This window comes from Halolamina sediminis (assembly GCF_001282785.1).
GTDB lineage: Archaea > Halobacteriota > Halobacteria > Halobacteriales > Haloferacaceae > Halolamina > Halolamina sediminis.
Genome location: NZ_CVUA01000001.1, coordinates 602337 through 620506, shown reverse-complemented (window position 1 = coordinate 620506; position 18170 = coordinate 602337). Strand labels below are relative to the sequence as shown.

Annotated in this window: 20 protein-coding genes and 1 pseudogene; 11 read left to right on the top strand and 10 right to left on the bottom strand. The window is 68.5% G+C overall.

Going from position 1 to position 18170, the window contains the following annotated elements; genetic code table 11:
- The first annotated feature begins 54 nt into the window (after positions 1–54).
- From secF to BN1959_RS03185, 4 genes are read left to right on the top strand one after another with little or no spacing between them, the layout of a single operon-like run.
- The gene (secF, locus tag BN1959_RS03200; RefSeq protein WP_053949305.1) at positions 55–924 is read left to right on the top strand and encodes a protein translocase subunit SecF; all 870 of its coding nucleotides are present in this window, start codon (positions 55–57) and stop codon (positions 922–924) included.
- Positions 924–2525, top strand: a complete 1602-nt coding sequence (locus tag BN1959_RS03195; protein ID WP_053947269.1) for a preprotein translocase subunit SecD — start codon at positions 924–926, stop codon at positions 2523–2525. Before secF ends, BN1959_RS03195 begins: the two co-directional genes overlap by 1 nt.
- Before the next feature lie 41 nt (positions 2526–2566).
- On the top strand, positions 2567–2830 hold the full coding sequence (locus BN1959_RS03190; protein WP_053947268.1) for a hypothetical protein: 264 nt from the start codon (positions 2567–2569) through the stop codon (positions 2828–2830).
- Positions 2831–2870: 40 nt separating this feature from the next.
- Positions 2871–3398, top strand: a complete 528-nt coding sequence (locus BN1959_RS03185) for an NUDIX hydrolase (protein WP_053947267.1) — start codon at positions 2871–2873, stop codon at positions 3396–3398.
- Here BN1959_RS03185 and rnhB read toward each other — a convergent pair.
- The 3 genes from rnhB to BN1959_RS03170 all read right to left on the bottom strand — a co-directional run bounded on the left by rnhB (position 3395) and on the right by BN1959_RS03170 (position 6148).
- Entirely contained in the window at positions 3395–4045 is a 651-nt protein-coding gene (gene rnhB / locus BN1959_RS03180; RefSeq protein ID WP_053947266.1) for a ribonuclease HII, read from the bottom strand. The two genes, BN1959_RS03185 and rnhB, sit on opposite strands and share 4 nt — an antisense overlap.
- Positions 4045–5328, bottom strand: coding sequence for a tRNA pseudouridine(54/55) synthase Pus10 (locus BN1959_RS03175; RefSeq protein WP_053947265.1), 1284 nt, complete (start codon positions 5326–5328; stop codon positions 4045–4047). The genes rnhB and BN1959_RS03175 overlap by 1 nt, the downstream gene beginning before the upstream one ends.
- A 511-nt stretch (positions 5329–5839) precedes the next feature.
- Positions 5840–6148: a hypothetical protein gene (locus BN1959_RS03170; RefSeq protein ID WP_079978588.1), complete on the bottom strand. Its 309-nt coding sequence runs from the start codon at positions 6146–6148 to the stop codon at positions 5840–5842.
- A 421-nt stretch (positions 6149–6569) separates the two neighbouring features.
- On the opposite strand from BN1959_RS03170, the gene BN1959_RS03165 reads away from it, so the two are divergent.
- The 3 genes and pseudogenes from BN1959_RS03165 to BN1959_RS03160 all read left to right on the top strand — a co-directional run bounded on the left by BN1959_RS03165 (position 6570) and on the right by BN1959_RS03160 (position 9894).
- The gene (locus tag BN1959_RS03165) at positions 6570–7760 is read left to right on the top strand and encodes an amidohydrolase (RefSeq protein WP_053947264.1); all 1191 of its coding nucleotides are present in this window, start codon (positions 6570–6572) and stop codon (positions 7758–7760) included.
- A gap of 74 nt (positions 7761–7834) precedes the next feature.
- A pseudogene (locus tag BN1959_RS15470) lies at positions 7835–8210 on the top strand (MFS transporter); the annotation flags it as partial.
- 247 nt (positions 8211–8457) lie between these two features.
- Positions 8458–9894, top strand: a complete 1437-nt coding sequence (locus BN1959_RS03160; protein WP_053947263.1) for a DHHA1 domain-containing protein — start codon at positions 8458–8460, stop codon at positions 9892–9894.
- On the opposite strand, the gene BN1959_RS03155 is transcribed toward BN1959_RS03160, so the two are convergent.
- Complete coding sequence (locus tag BN1959_RS03155; RefSeq protein WP_079978587.1) at positions 9891–10502, bottom strand: HalX domain-containing protein; 612 nt, start codon at positions 10500–10502, stop codon at positions 9891–9893. The genes BN1959_RS03160 and BN1959_RS03155 overlap by 4 nt on opposite strands.
- A 145-nt stretch (positions 10503–10647) precedes the next feature.
- Between BN1959_RS03155 and BN1959_RS03150 the strand changes: the two genes are divergently transcribed.
- Positions 10648–11376, top strand: a complete 729-nt coding sequence (locus BN1959_RS03150; RefSeq protein WP_053947262.1) for an RAD55 family ATPase — start codon at positions 10648–10650, stop codon at positions 11374–11376.
- Here BN1959_RS03150 and BN1959_RS03145 read toward each other — a convergent pair.
- From BN1959_RS03145 to BN1959_RS03125, 5 genes are all read right to left on the bottom strand, one after another.
- Complete coding sequence (locus BN1959_RS03145; RefSeq protein WP_053947261.1) at positions 11373–11708, bottom strand: ArsR/SmtB family transcription factor; 336 nt, start codon at positions 11706–11708, stop codon at positions 11373–11375. The two genes, BN1959_RS03150 and BN1959_RS03145, sit on opposite strands and share 4 nt — an antisense overlap.
- Positions 11709–11833: 125 nt before the next feature.
- Complete coding sequence (locus BN1959_RS03140) at positions 11834–12253, bottom strand: iron-sulfur cluster assembly scaffold protein (protein ID WP_053947260.1); 420 nt, start codon at positions 12251–12253, stop codon at positions 11834–11836.
- Between the two features lie 294 nt (positions 12254–12547).
- Positions 12548–13822 (bottom strand): aminotransferase class V-fold PLP-dependent enzyme, encoded by a 1275-nt coding sequence (locus BN1959_RS03135; protein ID WP_053947259.1) that lies wholly within the window; start codon positions 13820–13822, stop codon positions 12548–12550.
- A gap of 208 nt (positions 13823–14030) precedes the next feature.
- The gene (locus BN1959_RS03130; RefSeq protein WP_053947258.1) at positions 14031–14330 is read right to left on the bottom strand and encodes a DUF424 domain-containing protein; all 300 of its coding nucleotides are present in this window, start codon (positions 14328–14330) and stop codon (positions 14031–14033) included.
- A complete protein-coding gene (locus BN1959_RS03125) occupies positions 14330–15073 on the bottom strand; it encodes a tetratricopeptide repeat protein (RefSeq protein ID WP_053947257.1) in 744 nt (247 codons plus the stop codon). The genes BN1959_RS03130 and BN1959_RS03125 overlap by 1 nt, the downstream gene beginning before the upstream one ends.
- A gap of 83 nt (positions 15074–15156) precedes the next feature.
- On the opposite strand from BN1959_RS03125, the gene thpR reads away from it, so the two are divergent.
- Entirely contained in the window at positions 15157–15735 is a 579-nt protein-coding gene (gene thpR, locus BN1959_RS03120; RefSeq protein WP_053947256.1) for an RNA 2',3'-cyclic phosphodiesterase, read from the top strand.
- Positions 15736–15799: 64 nt separating this feature from the next.
- Positions 15800–16078 (top strand): hypothetical protein, encoded by a 279-nt coding sequence (locus tag BN1959_RS03115; RefSeq protein ID WP_053947255.1) that lies wholly within the window; start codon positions 15800–15802, stop codon positions 16076–16078.
- A 49-nt stretch (positions 16079–16127) separates the two neighbouring features.
- Here BN1959_RS03115 and BN1959_RS03110 read toward each other — a convergent pair whose 3' ends face one another.
- Complete coding sequence (locus BN1959_RS03110) at positions 16128–16886, bottom strand: NRDE family protein (RefSeq protein WP_053947254.1); 759 nt, start codon at positions 16884–16886, stop codon at positions 16128–16130.
- A 55-nt stretch (positions 16887–16941) separates the two neighbouring features.
- Between BN1959_RS03110 and coaBC the strand changes: the two genes are divergently transcribed.
- Entirely contained in the window at positions 16942–18105 is a 1164-nt protein-coding gene (gene coaBC / locus BN1959_RS03105) for a bifunctional phosphopantothenoylcysteine decarboxylase/phosphopantothenate--cysteine ligase CoaBC (protein ID WP_053947253.1), read from the top strand.
- The last annotated feature ends 65 nt before the right edge of the window (positions 18106–18170 follow it).

Sequence of the window (18170 nt, the reverse complement as noted above, 5' to 3'; positions counted from 1 at the left end):
GGGGAACTCGGCGGTATGAATCAGTTCGTCCGGGAGGTGAGGTAAGTGCCCGGTGTGGATCTCCCCTTCGGGCTCCCGGAGGTTGACTACGCCGACTACTCGAACCGGCAGTTGGTGGCGGTTCCGCTCGCGGTGCTGGTGGTGGCCCTCCTGATCATCGGCGGCGTCTGGCTCACGACCGGGGCGCCGGTCGATCTCGGGGTCGAGTTCACCGGCGGGACGGAGATACGGGTCGCCGTCGATGGCGAGAACCCACAGCAGCAGATCCGCGACGCGATCGACGCCGACCCCGCCAACATCCAGCCGGTGGCGAACAGTAACCGCTTCATCGTGACCTACGGCCCCGAAAGCGACAGCGCGCGGCTGGAGCAACAGGCCGAAGGAGCCGGCTTCGACGTACAGTCGGTCGACGGGACCTCCCCGACGTTCGGGAGCGAGGCCCAGCTCCAGGCGATCGGCGGCGTCGCCGTCGCGTTCGCGGGGATGAGCGTGCTGGTGTTCGCGATGTTCCGGACGTTCGTCCCGAGCATCGCCGTGGTGCTGTCGGCGTTCTCCGACATCGTCGTCCCGCTGGCGCTGATGAACGTCCTCGGCATCCCGCTCACGCTCGGTTCAGTCGCCGCGCTGCTGATGATCATCGGGTACTCCGTCGACTCCGACATCCTACTCAACAACCACGTCCTCCGGCGGCAGGGCGGGTTCTACGAGTCGGCCTACCGCGCGATGGAGACCGGGATCACGATGACGCTGACCTCCATCGCCGCGATGCTGGTGATGACGATCGTCGCGACCGCGTTCGGGATCGGCCTGCTCTCCTCGATCGGGCTGATCCTCGTCTTCGGGTTGACGACGGACCTGCTGAACACCTACATGCTCAACATGTCGCTGCTTCGCTGGTGGAAGTTCGAGGGGGTGAACCGCTGATGGCCGACGACGGCGGAACGTGGGCCAGCATCAAGGCGAACTGGCGGGTCGTGCTGCTGGTCGTCATCGTGCTCGCGAGCGTGTTCGCGCTGTTCTCCCCGACGCTCGCACCCAGCACCTCAGCCGGCGGCGAGGATGGAACTGTCGCCGAGAGCGGCGGGATCACCAACCTCCAGTACGGGATCGAGCTCTCCGGCGGCACCCGGATCCAGGCGCCGCTCGTCGGCGTCCACGCGACCGGGGTGGAGATCGGCAACGACACCGAGACCTCGGCGGTCCGCGAGCAGGTCGCCGCCGAACTCGCGAACGCCAGCACGGAGGATGTCGCGGTCCGCTACCCCGGCGAGTACGGCGACATTACCCAACAGACGACCGTGGTGGAGGTCCGGACCGGGAACGTCACCGCGGCCCAACTCGGGACCGCGCTGAACGCGGCGGGCTACGAGTACGAGGATACCGCTAACCGCGTCTCCGAGGTGACCCAGTCGACCGCGGTCACCATCCTCCGGCAGAAGGTCAACGAGGCCGGGCTCTCCGGCGGGACCGTCAGCACCGTCGGCGGCGACGTGATCGTCGTCGAGGTGCCCAACGCGAACCAGAGCGCGGTGCGTGACCTGATCGAGTCCCGCGGGCAGGTGCTGATCCAGGCGTACCACCAGAACGAGAGCGGGGCGTACGTCCAGACCACCGTGATGGACGCCGAGGACCTCCGGCAGGTCGGCAACGCTCGCCGACTCCCCGGAGAGAACACCGGCGCCGAGGTTAGCGTCGTCGTCGCCGAGGGGAGCGCCCAAGAGGTCCAGCAGGGATTCGTCGACACCGGCCTCGCACAGGAGGGCGGCACTCGGTGTACGTACGAGGACAACCCCAACGGGACCGAGCCGTGTATCCTGGTCGTCCAGGACGGGCAGGTGCTGAACTCCTTCGGCGTCGAGTCCGGGCTCGCCAGCCCGATGCGGAGCGGCGAGTGGGCCGACGATCCGCGGTTCCGTCTGACGACGCGGAACCTCTCGACCGCACAGGAGGTCGCGATCAACCTCCGCGCCGGCGCGCTGCCGACCCAGCTCGATCTGGACGCGAACTCGATGCTGTACGTCGACCCCTCGCAGTCCGACCGCTTCAAGACCGACTCGCTGATCGCCGGGATCGCGGCGGTGCTGGCGGTCAGCGGCGTCGTGTTCGCGCGCTACCGCCGGGTCGAGGTCGCGGGGCCGATGATCGTCACCGCGCTCTCGGAGGTCGTCGTGCTGATGGGTATCGCCGCGGCGCTCGGCTACCCGATCGACCTCTCGGTGATCGCCGGCTTCGTCGCCGCGATCGGGACCGGGGTTGACGACCTGATCATCATCGCCGACGAGGTGATGAGCGAGGGCGAGGTGAACAGCCGGCGGGTGTTCCAGAGCCGCTTCCGGAAGGCGTTCTGGGTGATCGGCGCCGCGGCGGCGACGACGATCATCGCGCTGTCGCCGCTGGCGGTGCTCTCGCTCGGGCAGCTCCGCGGGTTCGCGATATTCACGATCATGGGCGTGCTCGTGGGCGTGCTGGTCACCCGGCCCGCCTACGGCGACATCCTGCGCTCGCTGCTGACCGGCGAGCACTGAGCGGGCAAACGCTTTTCTTCGACTCCGCCCAACAGGGAGATATGTCCTCCACGAACGGCGACGCCGACGATCTCGACCCCGAGACCGAGGCCGCGGTCCGGCGGGCAGTCCGCGAGGAGATCCGCGCCGCGGTCCGGGCAGTGAGCCAGATCGGCGGCGGCCTGCTGTTCGGCTTCCTCGTGCTCCCCGCACTCGCCGGGGTGCTGCTGGTGCTCGACGTCCCGATAACGATCGTGTTCCTCCTGTGGGTCGGGGCGCTGCTCGGACTCGGCGCGTACGCGTGGGATCTCTCGCCGTTCCGCTGATCGGGAGAACGGCTATCCCTCGACGGATCGAACGAGGTTCATGGTCGCCGTCGAGCCCGAGTTCTGCCACCAGTGCGGCGCGGAGCTGACCGAGCGGCTGGTCCACGGTCGGAAGCGTCCGTACTGCCCGGCGTGTGAGCGGCCGTTCTTCCGAAACGCAGTCCCCTCTGCGGGCGTGTTCGTCCGCGACGGCGACGCCGTGTTGCTGATGCAGCAGGCCGACCGCGACAGCGAGTGGGCGACCGGCGGGGAGTGGACGCTGCCCGGGGGCCACCCGGAGTACGACGAGTCACCGCGAGAGGGCGCCGTCCGGGAGCTCGAGGAGGAGACCGGGCTGCGTGCCGACCCCGACGACCTCACGCTGCTTTCGGCACCACACAGCACCCACCGCGGCTACCACTACTACATGCTCACCTACCTGCTCGGGTACGACGACGCCCGCGGCGAACTGGAGCCGGGCGAGGAGGCGAGCGACCTCCGATTCTGGACGCCCGAAGAGATGGACGCGGACACCGAGAACACCCGCGAGATCGATCGGCGGCGGCTCTCGCTCGCCTTCGACGACTAAAAATCCGTCAGCCCGGACTGCTCGGCGGCCGCGAGTGCGTCCTCGCAGGTCGACCACGTCGCCCGTGCGCAGGCGGGCAGTTCGCCGTGGTCCTCGACGTAGCCCGCGAGGAACGCCCGCGTCGTCGGGTCCGACGGGTAGCCGCTCCCGACCTCGTGGTCGTACTCGCCGTCGATCTCCGCCATCCGGCGGTCGCGTTCGACTTTCGCGACGACGCTCGCGGCCGAGACGATCACATGAGTCTCGTCGGCGCCGTGTTCGGCAGTCACGTCGACCGCGGTTCCGGCCTCGGCGACCGCATCTCGGAGCCGCCGGCCGAACCGCCCTTCGTCGGTGTCGGCGGCGTCGGCGAGCACGTCGTCGCCCGACTCCGCGACCGCCGCGATCGCCTCCGCCTGTGCAGCGACGCCGAGCCCGTTCATGTCCGTGTCGGGTGCGTCGATACGCGCCGGTTCGATCGCGGCTGTGGCGACCGCGATCTCGGGGTGGTCGCGGAGTTCGGCAGCCAGCTCCTCGCGGCGCGTCGCAGTGAGCTCCTTCGAGTCCGCGAGGCCCGCTGGGAGGTCGGTGGGGTCGGCGCGAACCGCGCCGGCGACCAGCGGCCCCAGCGCGGGTCCCTTGCCCGCCTCGTCGGCGCCGACGACCATCAGTCCCGGAAGTACGCCGAGTGCTCGAACGGTTCGCTCTCGCCGTCGACCCGGAGCACGTCCAGCGCGGTCACCTCGGCGCCGACGCCGAGCAGGCCCGCGAGCGACGGTGTCGTCCGCCCCTCGTCGCTGGAGATCAGCTCCTTGATGTAGAGCCCGCCCGCGCCGTGGACCTCGACGGTGGCGGTCTGTGCGTCCTCGAGTTCACCCTCGATCTCGTACACGTCGCGGGTCCGGACCTTGCTCGCGCGCCGGTGGTCGACGCGGTTCGGCGTCTCCTGCTCGATCGTCGCACCGTCGAGTTCGGCGAGCGCGTCGGCAAACGACTCGGCGTCGACTGGCTCGTCGAAGCTGACCTGCGCGCTGTAGCGTTTCGAGGCGTCGTGGCGCTTGACGCGCTCGACCATGTCGTGGGTCGCGAGGCGCAGCCCCTCGACCTCGACTTTCCCCTCCGCGAAGGCGTTAATGTCGGACTGCAGGCGGTCGGTGTCGACCGTCCGGCGGCGGGGCTCCTCGATCTCGATCACGAACGGCCGGCCGGTGCCGAGCATCCGGGCGTCGACGTCCTCCCGGCCCGCGCCGTGGAACGTCGCCCCGACGCCGTCCATCACGTCCTCGACGACGGGCGCGGTGAGCTGCTCGACGCTCTCGGGGTAGCGGTAGCCCGAGCCGTCACACTCCTCGCAGGGCTCACGTCCCTGTCGCCCGCTGCCGTTGCAGGCCGAGCAGGGCCACTTCGTCTGCGGGATGCCACGCTTCAGCTTCCGGTAGCGGCCGTAGACGAAGGCGGAGTTGATCTCGGCGGTGGCCTCGTCCTCGGCGAGGTCAAGCAGGAACTGCACGTCGGGGCGCTCGAAGTCGACCTCGGTGTCGGTGAGCCGGCCGACGCGTTTCCCCACCTCGCGGTTGAACTCACTTTTGAACGCCTCGCCCGCGTCGGCGTCGAGGCCGGCGTCCTCTCGGAGCATGCGCTCGTTCTCCTCGATCAGCGCGGGCGGGCGAGTGCCCACTTGGTAGCTCTCGAACTCCACGTCCTCGACCTCGCTTGCGGCGCGCTCGGCCCAGTCGTCGAACTCGTCGCAGTAGCCTTCACAGACCCAGCAGTCCGCCGCGTCGACGAACGCCGGCTCCTCGTCGTCCGCGAGACCGATGGTGGTCCGCAGCGCCCGCCCCCGTTCGCGGTTGGTGAGGCCGAAGCTCCGGTCGGCGAAGGCCCGGCCCAGACAGGCGTCACAGACCCCGCCGACCGCGTCGACCGCGCGGGCGTCCTCTAGTACGCTCATGGGCGGAGTCGGGGGCGGAACGGGTAACTACCTTGCCCTTCCTCGGCGGCGCTGGGCAGTCGGAGCAGCAAAGAAGAGTTGGGGCGACTCGACGGCCGATCCGTCGCCCGTGGTCGCTCACAGTCGTTCGGCTACACACGGCCACGGCAGACGCGCCGCGGCCGCCGTTTTTCGCTAGACACAGGCACGGCATTGGCTCCGTCGCCGGCGCACGGAGGCGTCACCAGAACGCGACGCGTTCTGGTTGGCAGACGAGAGCGACGCTCTCGTCTACGCCGGCGGGTCGCGCGCCGTTTTCGGTTATACACAGCCACGGCGTAGGCTCCGAGCCGTCGACATGGCGTCGACGGCTGGTCGCTTGCCGTGGCTGGTCAAAGGCACGGCATTGGTTCCGTCGCGACAGCACGGAGGCTGTCGCGGGTCACGTGCCGTGCCTTCGTTACGCACAGCCACGGCATCAAGTTCGTTGGTGACGACACGGAGGTCGTCACCGCTCACTCGCCGTGGCTGGCTAAGGCGGCCCGGTTCGCAACTCCACCTCCACGTCGCTGACGCCGAACCGCTCCTCCAACCGCGTGCCGGCGTCGCCGGGATCGTCAACTACCAACGACGCCGAAACGGTGACCGTCAGGTCGTTCAGCCCCGGCCGGATGCCTTCGAGGTCGACCGTCTCGACGGCGTCGACGCCGTCGGCGCCGCTGAGGCGGTCGCGCACGCCGGCTTCGAGGTCGCCGGCCGCGTTCCGTGGGACGCTCACTGTACAGGCCACGCCGACGGGCTGGCGGCGAACCGCCGACCCTTCGGGGGTTTTGGTGCTCATCGCACGCTCCCACCACGACTCGAACGTGCTGGGGGACCAGCTCCCGTGGGAGTTGGCCCACAACGTGAACAGACGGCTCCAGGAGAGTGCAGGTTCGCACCGACCGGGCCGCCGTGAACCGATTCACGCTGCGAGCCGACCGGACCGAACCTGCGGGCGTACGAGTGCGATAATCCCGACATACCCGAACCGGTCCGCTCCGGTAGACCCAGACTCACAGCTATTGGACGCTGTGAGCATGGAGGGGGATGTCGGGATGCGCATCGTTCGACCTGTGAAACCCTCTATCGGCTTCCTACTTAATTCTACTCCGACCATGTGGCGGTGTCGCATAGCGAACCGTTCGGGGACGGGAAGCTGACGCCGCGGCACAGGCTGCTACGAACCGAAACCATTTGTCCCCTCGCAGCGACTCGGGGGTATGCGAGCTATCCGCAACGGGATCGTCCACACCCAGACCGAGCGCGGGACGATCGAAGGCGACGTGCTGATCGAAGACGGGAAGATCGTCGACGTGGGGTACGCCGTCGACGTGCCTGCCGAAGCCGAGGAGATCGACGTCGACGGCGCCCACGTCACGCCCGGGCTCGTCGACGCCCACTCCCACGCCGGGATGGCCGAGTGGGCCGAGCCCGAGGACAGCGACTTCAACGAGGGCACGTCGGCGACGACGCCCCACGTGAACGCGCTCGACGGGTTCCACCCCCGCGACGAGGAGCTCAAACACGCGTTCCAGAACGGCGTCACCAGCGTCTCAAGCCGGATGGGGTCGGGCAACGTCATCGGCGGCGTGATCGTCTCGATGAAGACCTACGGCGACCGCGCCGACGAAATGCTGATCAAGGAGGACGGGATGAAGGCCGCGATGGGCGAGAACCCCAAGCGGTTCCACGGCGAGCGCGAGGGGCGCCAGCCCTCGACCCGGCCGGGCGTCGCCGCGACGCTCCGCGAGCAGTTCACCGCGGCCGAGGACTACCTCGACCGCAAGGAGAAAACCGACGAGGACGAGGCGTTCGAGCGCGACATCGGGATGGAGAACCTCTCGCGGGTCCTGACTGGGGATCTCCCGCTGCGGGTCCACGCCCACCGCGCCGACGATATCCGGACCGTGTTCCGGATCGCCGACGAGTTCGGCATCGACGACCTCTCGATCGAGCACGCGACCGAGGGGCACACGATGGCCGATGAGTTCGTCGAGCGCGACGTGCCCGCGGTGGTCGGCCCCTCGTTCTCCTCCGCCTCGAAGTACGAGCTCCGCAACATCACCTTCGAGACGCCGGGGATCCTCCACGACGCCGGCGTGAAGGTCGCGATCCAGACCGACGCGCCGATCCTGCCCCAGCAGCACCTCGACGTCTGTGTCGGGCTGGCCGTCCGCGAGGGGTTCCCGGCGGAGGCTGCACTCGACGCCGTGACCACCAACGCCGCGGAGATCCTCGGCATCGAGGACCGCGTCGGTACGCTCGAACCGGGCACCGACGCCGACGTGGCGGTGTGGGACGGCGAGTTCTGGCGCGTCGATACGCGCACCCAGCACGTGTTCGTCGACGGCGAGCACGTGTTCGACCGTGCGGCCGACGCGACGGATCCCCGCGAGGCGTACGCCTGGTAACGCGTATAGCTCACCACTCCCGCCAGGCCGGGGATCGACGACGAGGAGCCGAGCGTCCCGGCGTCGTTGGGGCGGTGATCGGCGGCGTGTTCTTCGGCGGCGTCGGGGGCGGGGTCGCGTTCCCGACCCTCCCGACACTGGGGACGGTGCTCGGCATCTCCTCGTTCGTGGTGGGGGCGATCCTCTCGATCAACCGGTTCACGCGCCTCGTAATGGCGACGCCGACGGGACAGCTGCTCGACAGCGTCGGCACCCGGAAGCCGAGACTCGTCGGCCTGTTCGTCCAAGGGCTGGTGCCGTTCGGCTACGTGCTGGCGCTCGATCCCGGACCGGTCCCCCTCCAGTGTGGCGATCTTCTTCCTCTCGCGGGCCTGCTGGGGGGGCTCGGCGTTCGTGTTCGTCGGCGGGCACCACCTTACCCACGTCACGACCGCGGAGAACCGCAGGAAGTGAGTGGGGTACATGCGCGGCGGGCAGAGCCTCGACGACCCCGAACCGCCTCGCTCACCCGAGATCGTCCCGGACGGCTGAGCGGGTCACCACGCTCGGGGCGGTTTCCCGACTCCGCAACGCAGGCTCACTCCGTTCACCGTTCGCTCCCCGAGGGCGTTTGCCGCCGCTCGCTTCGCTCGCGGAGTTTTTGCGGCCTCGCAAGCGAGAGCTTTTACCTCAAGCCGCGTCCAGTTCCACCAGAGCGATGAGCGATCCCGTCCCCGCGATGGCCGAGCGCGCGGCCGTCTGCGCCGACCGACTGCTGGCTGCCGACTCCGTCGTGCTGGCCTCCCACATCGATGCCGACGGGCTCACTAGCGGGGCGATCGCCGCGACCGGGCTGGAGCGGGCCGGGATCCCCTTCGAGACCACCTTCGAGAAGCAGTTGGACGCCGACGGGATCGACCGGATCGCGGCGACAGACCACGAGGTCGCGCTGTTCACCGACTTCGGCAGCGGCCAACTCGACGACATCGTCACCCACCAGCAGGCGGGCGAGTTCGACGCCGTGGTCGCGGATCACCACCAGCCGGCGACCGGGGAGGACGGCGAGGGCCCCCCCGAGATCGACCACCACCTCAACCCCCTACTGTTCGACATCGACGGCGCGTCGGAGCTGTCTGGCGCCGGCGCGACGTACGTGCTCGCCCGCGCGATGGAGCCCGAGGGCGTCGACAACCGCGATCTCGCGGCGTTGGCCGTGATCGGCGCCGTGGGCGATATGCAGGACACCGACGGCGGCCTCATCGGCGCGAACGAGGGGATCGTCGCCGAGGGCGTCGAGGCGGGCGCGATCGAGGAAGTGACGGACATCTCGCTGTACGGTCGGCAGACACGGCCGCTGCCCAAACTCCTCGAGTACGCCAGCGAGCTCCGGATTCCGGGAATCTCCGGCGACGAGCAGGGGTCGATCCGCTTTCTCTCCGAGCTCGACGTGGATCTGAAAGTCGACGGCGACTGGCGGCGGTGGGTCGATCTCTCCTTCGAGGAGCGCCAGACCGTCGCGAGCGCGCTGATGAAACACGCCATCTCGCGTGGCGTGCCGCCCGAGCGCGTCAACGGCGTCACGACGACGACGTACACGCTCGCCGACGAGGAGGTCGGCACCGAACTCCGGGACGTGAGCGAGTTCTCGACGGTGCTGAACGCCACCGCGCGCTACGAGCGCGCGGACGTGGGGCTCGCGGTCTGTCTGGGCTACCGCGACGAAGCGCTGGAGGAAGCGCGCCGGCTGCTACGAACTCACCGCCGGAACCTCTCGGAGGGACTGGAGTGGGTGAAAACCGAGGGCGTCGAACAGGAAGAGCATCTCCAGTGGTTCGACGCGGGCAGCCACATCCGGGAGACGATCGTCGGCATCATCGCCGGGATGGCGCTGGGCGCGGCGGGGATCCGCCGGGATCAGCCGATCGTCGCCTTTGCCCAGGAGTCGGCGGACGAACTGAAAGTCTCGGCGCGGGGCAGCGGCTTCCTCGTCCGTGACGGGCTGGACCTCTCGGTCGTGATGTCCGAGGCGGCGGCGGCAGTCGACGGCGGCGGCGGCGGTCACGACGTGGCGGCGGGGGCGACGATCCCCCGAGAGAACCGGGACGCGTTCCTCACAGAGGCAGACCGGATCGTCGGCGAGCAGCTCGGCGACTAGGCGCCGATGTCCTCGAACAGCTTGCGGTAGTCCTCGGTGTCGAGCTGGTCGGTGATCCGGTCGAGCTCGTCGTCGAGCTCGTCGAGCCGTGCGGTCAGTTTCTGGTACTCATCGCTTCCTTCGAGCGCCTCGCGGGGTTTCTCGGCTTCGAGGGTCGCTCGCTTGGAGGCCAGCGACGCGGTGCGTTGGAGCCGGTCGTCGTACTGGCTCCGGGTTTCGAGGCGCTCGACGGCGGCGAGCAGGTCGTTCTGGGAGAGCGGCTTGAGCACGTAGAGGTCGAACCCCATCTCCACGATGTCGAAGTCGGGCTCGACGGCGGTCACCATCCCGATCCGGACGTCGAGCTCCCGGTCGCGGATCTCCGCGAGCAGGTCCTCGCCGTGTCCGTCGGGGAGCCGGCGGTCGAGCAGCGCGATGTCGTACCGCTCGTCGACCATCGACGACGCGTCGCCGATGCTGTTCGCGACGTCGACGTCGTACCCCTCGGCCCCGACGGTGCTGGAGTAGAGCTCCGCCACGTCCTGCTCGTCCTCGACGATCAACACCCGCACGTCCGCCGCGTCGTCCGATCGATTCCGCGCCCCTGACTCGGTGACCCCCTCACTCATGATCCTATCCCTCCGGCCGCTTTGAGTTAACTTTACCGTCGTCAAATCGTCGGCCAGTGCCGCGAGTTCGCGCCGGCGACACCCTCGCGTCCCGGTGGCGACCCGGTGGGCTTAATTCCCTCCACGACGCTAGCTCACGGTACTCATGGTCGACGTGACCGAGACCGGCGTCGACGGTCTCGACTCTATTCTCAACGGCGGCATCGTCGAGAACTCGACGGTCCTGGTCAGCGGCAACCCCGGTACGGGCAAGAGCATCTTCGGCATCCAGTACCTCCATACCGGGGTGAAGGAGTTCGACGAGAAGGGTATCTACATCTCCTTCGAGGAGAACGCCGAGGACATCAGGCAGGCTGCGGAGTCGGTCGGCTTCGAGGACTGGGGCGAGATGGTCGAGAACGGCGACATCAAGGTGTACGACAAGTCGACGATGCTCCGGGAGGAGGACTTCAACACCGCGATCGACCGCCTGCTGCAGGACTTCGCCGGCACCACGTACGACCGGCTGGTGCTTGACTCGCTGACGATGTTCAGCCTCTTCTTCGACGACGAGAAGGAGAACCGCACCTACCTGCTGAAGTTCTCGGACATCCTCAAGAAGAACGGGCTCACCTCGCTGCTGATCAACGAGCAGGGCGCGGTGTTCCCCGAGACCGAGATCGGGCTGGAGAACTTCCTCACCGACGGGAACATCTACTTCATCCAGACGCCGACGGACAACGGCGTCAACCGCTACGTCTGGGTCGCGAAGATGCGCAAACAGGACATCAACACCGACATCTTCCCGATGGAGATCGGCGAGGGGGGCATTACCGTCTACGAGCGCGCTGGTGGCTTCTCGATGATGGGTAACGAGGAGCGGCCGCAGTTCTAGCTCTGGGACATCCGGCGCCAGACTTCGTCGAGCTTGTTGGTCACGTCCGAGCGCTGTTCGAGTTCGACGCTCAGCCCGTCCCGGAAGTCGATCGATATCTCGTCGACACAGCGGCGGTACACCTTGATCCGCCGGTGTTCCTCCGAGAGCGGCCGGTCGTGGAGTTCGAGCAGGTCCGCCTCCGTCAGCTCCTCGATCCGGCGGTAGCAGGTCGCGATCGGGACGTCCAGTTGGTCGGAGAGCTCCTGAGCGGACTTTGGCTCGTCCGCCGCTTCGAGGATCTCCGGGTTGTACTTGTTCCCGAGCACCTCGATGATCTCGTCCGAGGCCATTCGTTATCGGGAATGAGACGGCGTTTCAAAAACGTACCGCCATTCTCGGCGGGGATCGGCCCCCCGTTCGGCGGTTTGTATACGTTTAGTTTCTGTCACGTTCGAGTATCAGTTCGAAGAACTGGCTACTCCTCGGTGATCGTCCGGTCCTTCTCCTCGATCTCGCCGCGGTAGAGCTTCGCGCCGTCCTGGGCGACCTGCCGGGCGAGCACGGCGCACTTGATCCGCATCGGCGAGATGTCGACGCCGAGGAGGTCGACGATGTCGTCGGTGTCCATCTCGTGGAGTTCCTCGATGCTCGTACCCGGGAGCTCCTGGGTCAACAGCGACGCCGCGGCTTGTGAGATCGCACAGCCGTCGCCGCTGAAGGAGACCGCCTCGATCGTCTCGTCGTCGTCGGCCAGCTTCACGTCGACCTGGATGGTGTCCCCACAGGAGGGGTTCTCCCCGACGTGGGAGAAGTCCGGGTCGGGCATCTCCCCGTAGTTCCGGGGGTTCTTGTAGTGGTCGAGGATCTGCTGGCGGTACATGTCCGAGCCACTCATGGCTCGAAACAGACGGTTTTCGGGGAAAAGGGTTCCGGGGTTCGTGGTCGAATACCGGGATTGCCAACGGGGTGTGGCAGAGTGTAAACGTCACTGTAGAGCGGTTTCGACCGCGAACGGCGACAGCAACAGCGTCTCGTCCGTAGACCACTTGCGACCGCAACCGCCCCGCACAGCCCACGTGCCTCCCCAGCCGACTCCCTCCCTCACGTTCGTTCGGTCAGTCGTCCCTCGCGCCCGTCGCGCGACGGAGCGCGCTCCGCATTCGCGCCACCGCCCCAGTCTCAGCGTCGACTACGCGAACAGCTCCCGCGCCGTGTCGACGGCGTCGATCAGCTCGTCGATCTCCTCCTTGCGGTTGTAGAGATAGAACGAGGCACGCGTGGAGGCGGGGACGCCCAGTACGTCGTGCAGCGGTTGGGTGCAGTGGTCGCCCGCGCGGACCGCGACGCCGTGGTCGTCGAGGATCGAGGAGAGGTCGTGGGCGTGGACGCCCTCGAGGTTGAACCCCACGAGCCCGCCGCGCTCCTCGCGCGGGCCGTAGATCTCGACGTCGTCGAACTCGCTCAGCCGGTCGTAGGCGTACGCCGCGAGTTCGGACTCGTGGCGCTCGATCGCGTCCATCCCCACGTCCTCGAGGTAGTCGATCGCGGCGGTGAGCCCGACGGCCTCGGCGATCGGCGGGGTGCCCGCCTCGAACTTCCAAGGGAGATCCTCCCACGTCGACCCGCCGAACTCCACGCGGCGGATCATCGCGCCGCCGACGAGGAACGGCGGGAGCTCTTCGAGGAGGTGTTCCTTGCCGTACAGCACGCCGATCCCCGTCGGGCCGAGCATCTTGTGGCCCGAGAAGGCGTAGAAGTCGGCGTCGATCGCGCCCACGTCCACGGGACGGGTGGGGACGGCCTGCGCGCCGTCGATGAACGAGAGCGCGCCGTGCTCGTGGGCGATGTCGGTGATCTCGGAGACAGGGTTGATCGTCCCGAGCGTGTTCGAGACGTGGACCGTGCTGACCATCGCGGTGTCGTCGTCGACCTTCTCCCGGAGGTCGTCCATGTCCAGCCGGCCGTCGTCGTCGATCTCGACGTAGCGGATCTCCGCGCCCTGCTTCTCACAGAGCTGCTGCCACGTGACGAGGGAGGCGTGGTGCTCCATCTGCGTGGTGACGACGTTCTCGCCGGGTTCGAGTTCGGTCAGCCCCCACGTGTAGGCGACGAGGTTGAACGCCTCGGTCGTGTTCTTGGTGAACACGATCTCCTCGCGGCCGTCGGCGCCGACGAACTCGGCCGCGCGATCGTGGGCCTCCTCGTAGGCCACGGAGGCCTCCTGACTCAGGCTGTGGATGCCGCGGTGGACGTTGGAGTTGTACTCGTAGTAGAACTCCGTCATCGCCTCGACGACCTGCTTCGGCGTGTGGCTCGTCGCGGCGTTGTCGAGGTAGTACAGCGGCGTGTCGTCGTTCTCGTCGGGGCCGGGAACGGTCACGTCGCCGCCGACTTTCCGGTCGAGGATGGGGAAATCCTCGCGGATGGCGTCGACGTCGAGCGCCGGCGAATCGTGGGTAGCCATTGGGTGATAACTGGGGCTGGAGGTGCAAGGGGGCTTCGGTAGCGGGGTGGGGAAACGCGAGCGAGGGTATTGAGCGAGCGGAAAACCACCCCGAAACGCGAGCGGGGAACGAAGTGACCCGCGAGCCGCGGTGGCAGGGTGGAAACGTCGCGAGCGAAGCGAGCGGCGGCAAACGGTCCCGAAGCGAGCGTTCCCGAGAAATCGACCCCTAGATCTGCAACAACTGCGCGTGCCGGGTCTCCCCGACCTCCAGCACCGTCGCCTCGTCGATGATCCCGGCCTCGACGGCGACGCCGACCGACTCCTCGCCGACGAGGTTCGCGACCGAGGCCCGGCGCAGCCCCTCGATCACGGCGTCGGCGTCGGCCTCGACGGCGTCCTCGCCGGCGTAGAACGACTCCTCGACCGTCAGCGAGATCTCCCCGTCCTCGAACGTCTCCCCGACGAGGTCGGGGTCACAGACGGAGACGAGCAGCCCGCGTTCGGTCTCGCGTTCGCGAAGGAGCATCAGAACTCTTCGACCATCTGCTGCTCGGCCTCCTCGCGCATCTCCTCGGCGCGCTGGCGGACCTCTTCGGCCTCCTCCTCGCGGCCCACTTCCTCGAGCGCGCGGACCTTCTCCTCCAGCACCTCGGCGTTGCTCATCCCGAGGCGCTGAGCGTTCTCGAAGCAGTCGACGGCGTCCTCGGCGAGCCCGCGTTCGAGCATGAAGAAGCCGCGGTTGTACCACGCCTGCGCGAAGCGGGGGTCGATCTCCACCGCGTTCTCGGCGTGGCGCAGCGCCTCCTCGCTCTGGCCGAACTCCCAGAGCGCGTAGGCGAGGTTCGTCTCGGCGGTGGCGGCGTGCTCGGAGTCGTCGTCGATGTCGATCGCCTCCTTGTACGCGCCGATGGCCTCGTCGTACTCCTCCAGTTCGGCGTGGGCGGCGCCCTTGTTGACCCAGGCCTCCTGCTCCGTGTGGGGGTCCTCGGCGTACTGCGCGGCGCGATCGAACGTCTCGGTCGCCTCCTCGAAGCGGTTGATCTTCGTGTAGGAGACGCCCACGTCGATGAGCTGGTCGACGTCGACCTCGTCTTTCGCGATGTTGCGCTCGTCGAGCAGGTCCGCGAGCACGCGGGTGTCGACGGGGTCGACCTCGCCGGGATCGACTTTCAGTTCGGGCGGGTCGATGTCGAACTCCTCGAACTCGTCGGGGAGTCCCTGACCCTCCGAGAACTGGTGATCGCGGTCCTCACGGGGGTTATCACTCATTACCCGAAGTTCGGGGTCGTCGGGGGTAAGGGTTACGCGTCCAGCCCCAACGCTTAGTCGTCGCCGGGACCTGCCACCCCGGTATGCGCCTGTTCTTCGCGATCGACCTGCCCGACAACCTTCGGGCGCCGTTCACCGCGCTGCAGGGCGATCTCGCCGCCGCCGACGGGCTCAGCTTCACCGACCCCATACAGGCACACCTGACGATGAAGTTCCTCGGCGACACCGCGGCCGAGGACGACGCGGCCGACGACGAACCGACCGTCGCCGACGCGAAAGCCGCCGGTGCGGCGGCAGTCGACGCGGCCGACCTCTCGCCGTTCGAGGTGGAGGTGGGCGGCCTCGGCGCGTTCCCCTCCGCGGAGTACATCTCGGTGGTCTGGGCCGGCGTCCGCGACGGCGCGGCCGACCTCAAAGCGCTCGCGGCCGCACTCGAAAGGGAGACCACCGACCGGGGGTTCGACGCGGCGGACAATCCCTTCACGCCGCACGTCACGCTCGCCCGGATGAACGACGTCCGCGGGAAAGAGCTCGTGCAGGACCGCCTCCGGAACACCGACCCCACAGTCGGCCGCTTTACCGCCGAAGAGCTCCGGCTGAAGCGTTCGATCCTCGGCGACGACGGCGCGGTGCACGAGACGATCGCACGGTTCCCGCTCTGAGACCCGTGCTACCTTCTGTCCTTCCGCACGCAACAGTTATCCCCACTGACAGCGAAGTGTGGATATGGAACTCAGCAACGTTCAGCAGTACGCGGGCGACCGCGGTGTCGACAGCGAGATGGCCGTCGACGAGCTTCGGCGACGCTACGCCGCGCTCCAGGCTCGGGCGGCCGACAGCGAGGAGGCCGCCGCCGCGCGCCACCGACTGGCCGAGCGAACGATCGACCTGACCGAGGAGTACTTCCCGGAAGAAGTCGCTGCGCGACGCCGGAAAGTCGCCGCCGCGGGGTTCGCCGCCGGCCTCGTCGTCGGCGGCGCCGCGGGCGCGTTGCTTCGCCGATAGCGCAGTCTCTCTCCCGTTCGACCTTTTCTTTCGACGACGATAAGCCGAACTACGTTTCGTCCGTGTCGACCGCCGCCTCGACGGGCTCGAACGCCGTCTCACAGGGTGGCCCGTCGGCGAAGTCGAACCGAACCGAGCCGTCCGTCCCGATCGAGAGCAGCGACGCCGACACCGTCCCGTAGCCGTTCTGGTGGACACAGACGCCGTACTCGTGGTCGCCGAGCACGCCCAACGCGCGGTCGAGCCACGCGTCGCTACCCTCGTCGGGTTCGGAGAGGAGCGCGGTCCGGACGGCAGCCGCGTCCTCGGCCTGTTCCTGCCCGCGTTCGGCGGCCGAAGCTGGGATCGCGGGCGCGTCGCTGGCGCCGACGTTGACGACGACGTGGACGCCGGGCTCCAGTTCGCGGACCAGCAGCCGGCCGTCCCACTCCAGCAGGTACGCCGCGTCGGCGTCGGCGAGCACGAGGTTGAACCCCGCGTACTCGTGGTTCTCCACGGCGCTCTCGACCGTCCGAAGCGCTTCCTCGGCAGACTGCTCCCGCAGCGCGTCGCGGGTGAGCAGCCCACGCGAGCGCTCGCCCGCGAGGTCGGCGTCGGTCCAGCGGTTCGTGATCCCGACGAACAGGCCGGCGTCGTTGTACCCCAGCCACGTCCCGCCGGCCTCCGCGTCGCGGGGCGCGATGACGGTGGGCTCCCCCTCGAGCCGTGCCGGCGGCTCGGACGGCCGATTACGTTGCTCGTCGCGGTTCGCGGCCACGGCCACGGGCGCGTCGTCGAACACCTGCCAAGCGAGCGTCAGCGTACACACGGGGTCGAGTAGGCGCGGGCGGTGTTTAAGCCCCCGGCGTCCCATCTCCCGAGGAATGCTCGAAGGCGTCAACGTCGCGCTCGGCGTGACCGGTAGCATCGCGGCGGTGAAGGTCGTCGAACTCGCCCACGAACTCCGCCGGCAGGGTGCCGAGGTCCGCGGCGTGCTGACCGAGAGCGCACAGGGGATCGTCCACCCCTGGGCGGTGGAGTTCGCGACCGGCCACGAGCCGATCACCGAGCTCACGGGTCGCGTCGAGCACGTTGAGCTCTGCGGCCGCGACGGCTGGGCGGACCTGCTCCTGCTCGCGCCCTGCACCGCCAACACCGTCGGGAAGGTCGCCGCCGCGGTCGACGACTCGCCGGTCACGACGACCGCGACGACCGCCATCGGCGCCGACGTGCCGGTCGTGATCGCCCCCGCGATGCACGAGCCGATGTACGACCACCCGGGCGTGCTCGACGCGATCGACCGCGTGGAGTCGTGGGGGGTGGAGTTCGTCGACCCGCGGATCGAGGAGGGGAAAGCCAAGATCGCGACTGAGGACGCGATCGTCACGGAGGTCGCTCGCGCGACGACGCCCGACAGCCTCGCCGGCCGGCACGTCGTCGTCACCGCCGGCGCGACGAGCGAGCCGATCGACCCGATCCGGACCATCACCAACCGCGCCTCGGGGAAGACCGGCCGCGCGGTTGCGAAGGCGTGCTACGTTCGCGGCGCGGACGTGACGCTGGTCCACGACGGCGACGACGTGCCCTACGCCGCAGTCCGACAGGTCGAGCGCGCGGCGGCGATGCGTGACGCCGTGCTGGAGACCCTCTCGGTCGGCGGCGACGCGGTGATCTCCGCGGCGGCGATCTCGGACTTCACCGTCGACGCCGCCGACGAGAAGATCAAGTCCGGCGACGAGCGCACGCTGACGCTGACGCCGGCGCCGAAGCTGATCGACGACGTTCGGGACGCTCATCCGGACCTCCCGATCGTCGGGTTCAAGGCCGAGACCGCCGGCGGCGACGAGGGGCTGATCGACGAAGCGAGGCGGATCATGGACCGCGCGGGCCTCTCCTTCGTCGTCGCCAACGACGCGAGCGTGATGGGCGACGACGAGACCCGGGCGCTACTGGTGCGCGGCGAGGGGTACGCGGAGTTCACGGGGAGCAAGGCTGAACTCGGGGCGTGGGTGGCAGAAGAGTTGGCGGACGTTCTCGGGGAGAACTGACTACTGCCGGCGTCCGCCCTGCCCGACCCCGGCACGGTCCGTCGACGGCGACACGAGCGTCGCCG

Bases quoted from the DNA above. Each gene is read 5' to 3' on its own strand.
- BN1959_RS03195 (WP_053947269.1), top strand. From the start codon at position 924: ATGGCCGACGACGGCGGAACGTGGGCCAGCATCAAGGCGAACTGGCGG.
- BN1959_RS03190 (WP_053947268.1), top strand. From the start codon at position 2,567: ATGTCCTCCACGAACGGCGACGCCGACGATCTCGACCCCGAGACCGAG.
- BN1959_RS03185 (WP_053947267.1), top strand. From the start codon at position 2,871: ATGGTCGCCGTCGAGCCCGAGTTCTGCCACCAGTGCGGCGCGGAGCTG.
- rnhB (WP_053947266.1), bottom strand. From the start codon at position 4,045: ATGGTCGTCGGCGCCGACGAGGCGGGCAAGGGACCCGCGCTGGGGCCG.
- BN1959_RS03175 (WP_053947265.1), bottom strand. From the start codon at position 5,328: ATGAGCGTACTAGAGGACGCCCGCGCGGTCGACGCGGTCGGCGGGGTC.
- BN1959_RS03170 (WP_079978588.1), bottom strand. From the start codon at position 6,148: ATGAGCACCAAAACCCCCGAAGGGTCGGCGGTTCGCCGCCAGCCCGTC.
- BN1959_RS03165 (WP_053947264.1), top strand. From the start codon at position 6,570: ATGCGAGCTATCCGCAACGGGATCGTCCACACCCAGACCGAGCGCGGG.
- BN1959_RS03160 (WP_053947263.1), top strand. From the start codon at position 8,458: ATGAGCGATCCCGTCCCCGCGATGGCCGAGCGCGCGGCCGTCTGCGCC.
- BN1959_RS03155 (WP_079978587.1), bottom strand. From the start codon at position 10,502: ATGAGTGAGGGGGTCACCGAGTCAGGGGCGCGGAATCGATCGGACGAC.
- BN1959_RS03150 (WP_053947262.1), top strand. From the start codon at position 10,648: ATGGTCGACGTGACCGAGACCGGCGTCGACGGTCTCGACTCTATTCTC.
- BN1959_RS03145 (WP_053947261.1), bottom strand. From the start codon at position 11,708: ATGGCCTCGGACGAGATCATCGAGGTGCTCGGGAACAAGTACAACCCG.
- BN1959_RS03140 (WP_053947260.1), bottom strand. From the start codon at position 12,253: ATGAGTGGCTCGGACATGTACCGCCAGCAGATCCTCGACCACTACAAG.
- BN1959_RS03135 (WP_053947259.1), bottom strand. From the start codon at position 13,822: ATGGCTACCCACGATTCGCCGGCGCTCGACGTCGACGCCATCCGCGAG.
- BN1959_RS03130 (WP_053947258.1), bottom strand. From the start codon at position 14,330: ATGCTCCTTCGCGAACGCGAGACCGAACGCGGGCTGCTCGTCTCCGTC.
- BN1959_RS03125 (WP_053947257.1), bottom strand. From the start codon at position 15,073: ATGAGTGATAACCCCCGTGAGGACCGCGATCACCAGTTCTCGGAGGGT.
- thpR (WP_053947256.1), top strand. From the start codon at position 15,157: ATGCGCCTGTTCTTCGCGATCGACCTGCCCGACAACCTTCGGGCGCCG.
- BN1959_RS03115 (WP_053947255.1), top strand. From the start codon at position 15,800: ATGGAACTCAGCAACGTTCAGCAGTACGCGGGCGACCGCGGTGTCGAC.
- coaBC (WP_053947253.1), top strand. From the start codon at position 16,942: ATGCTCGAAGGCGTCAACGTCGCGCTCGGCGTGACCGGTAGCATCGCG.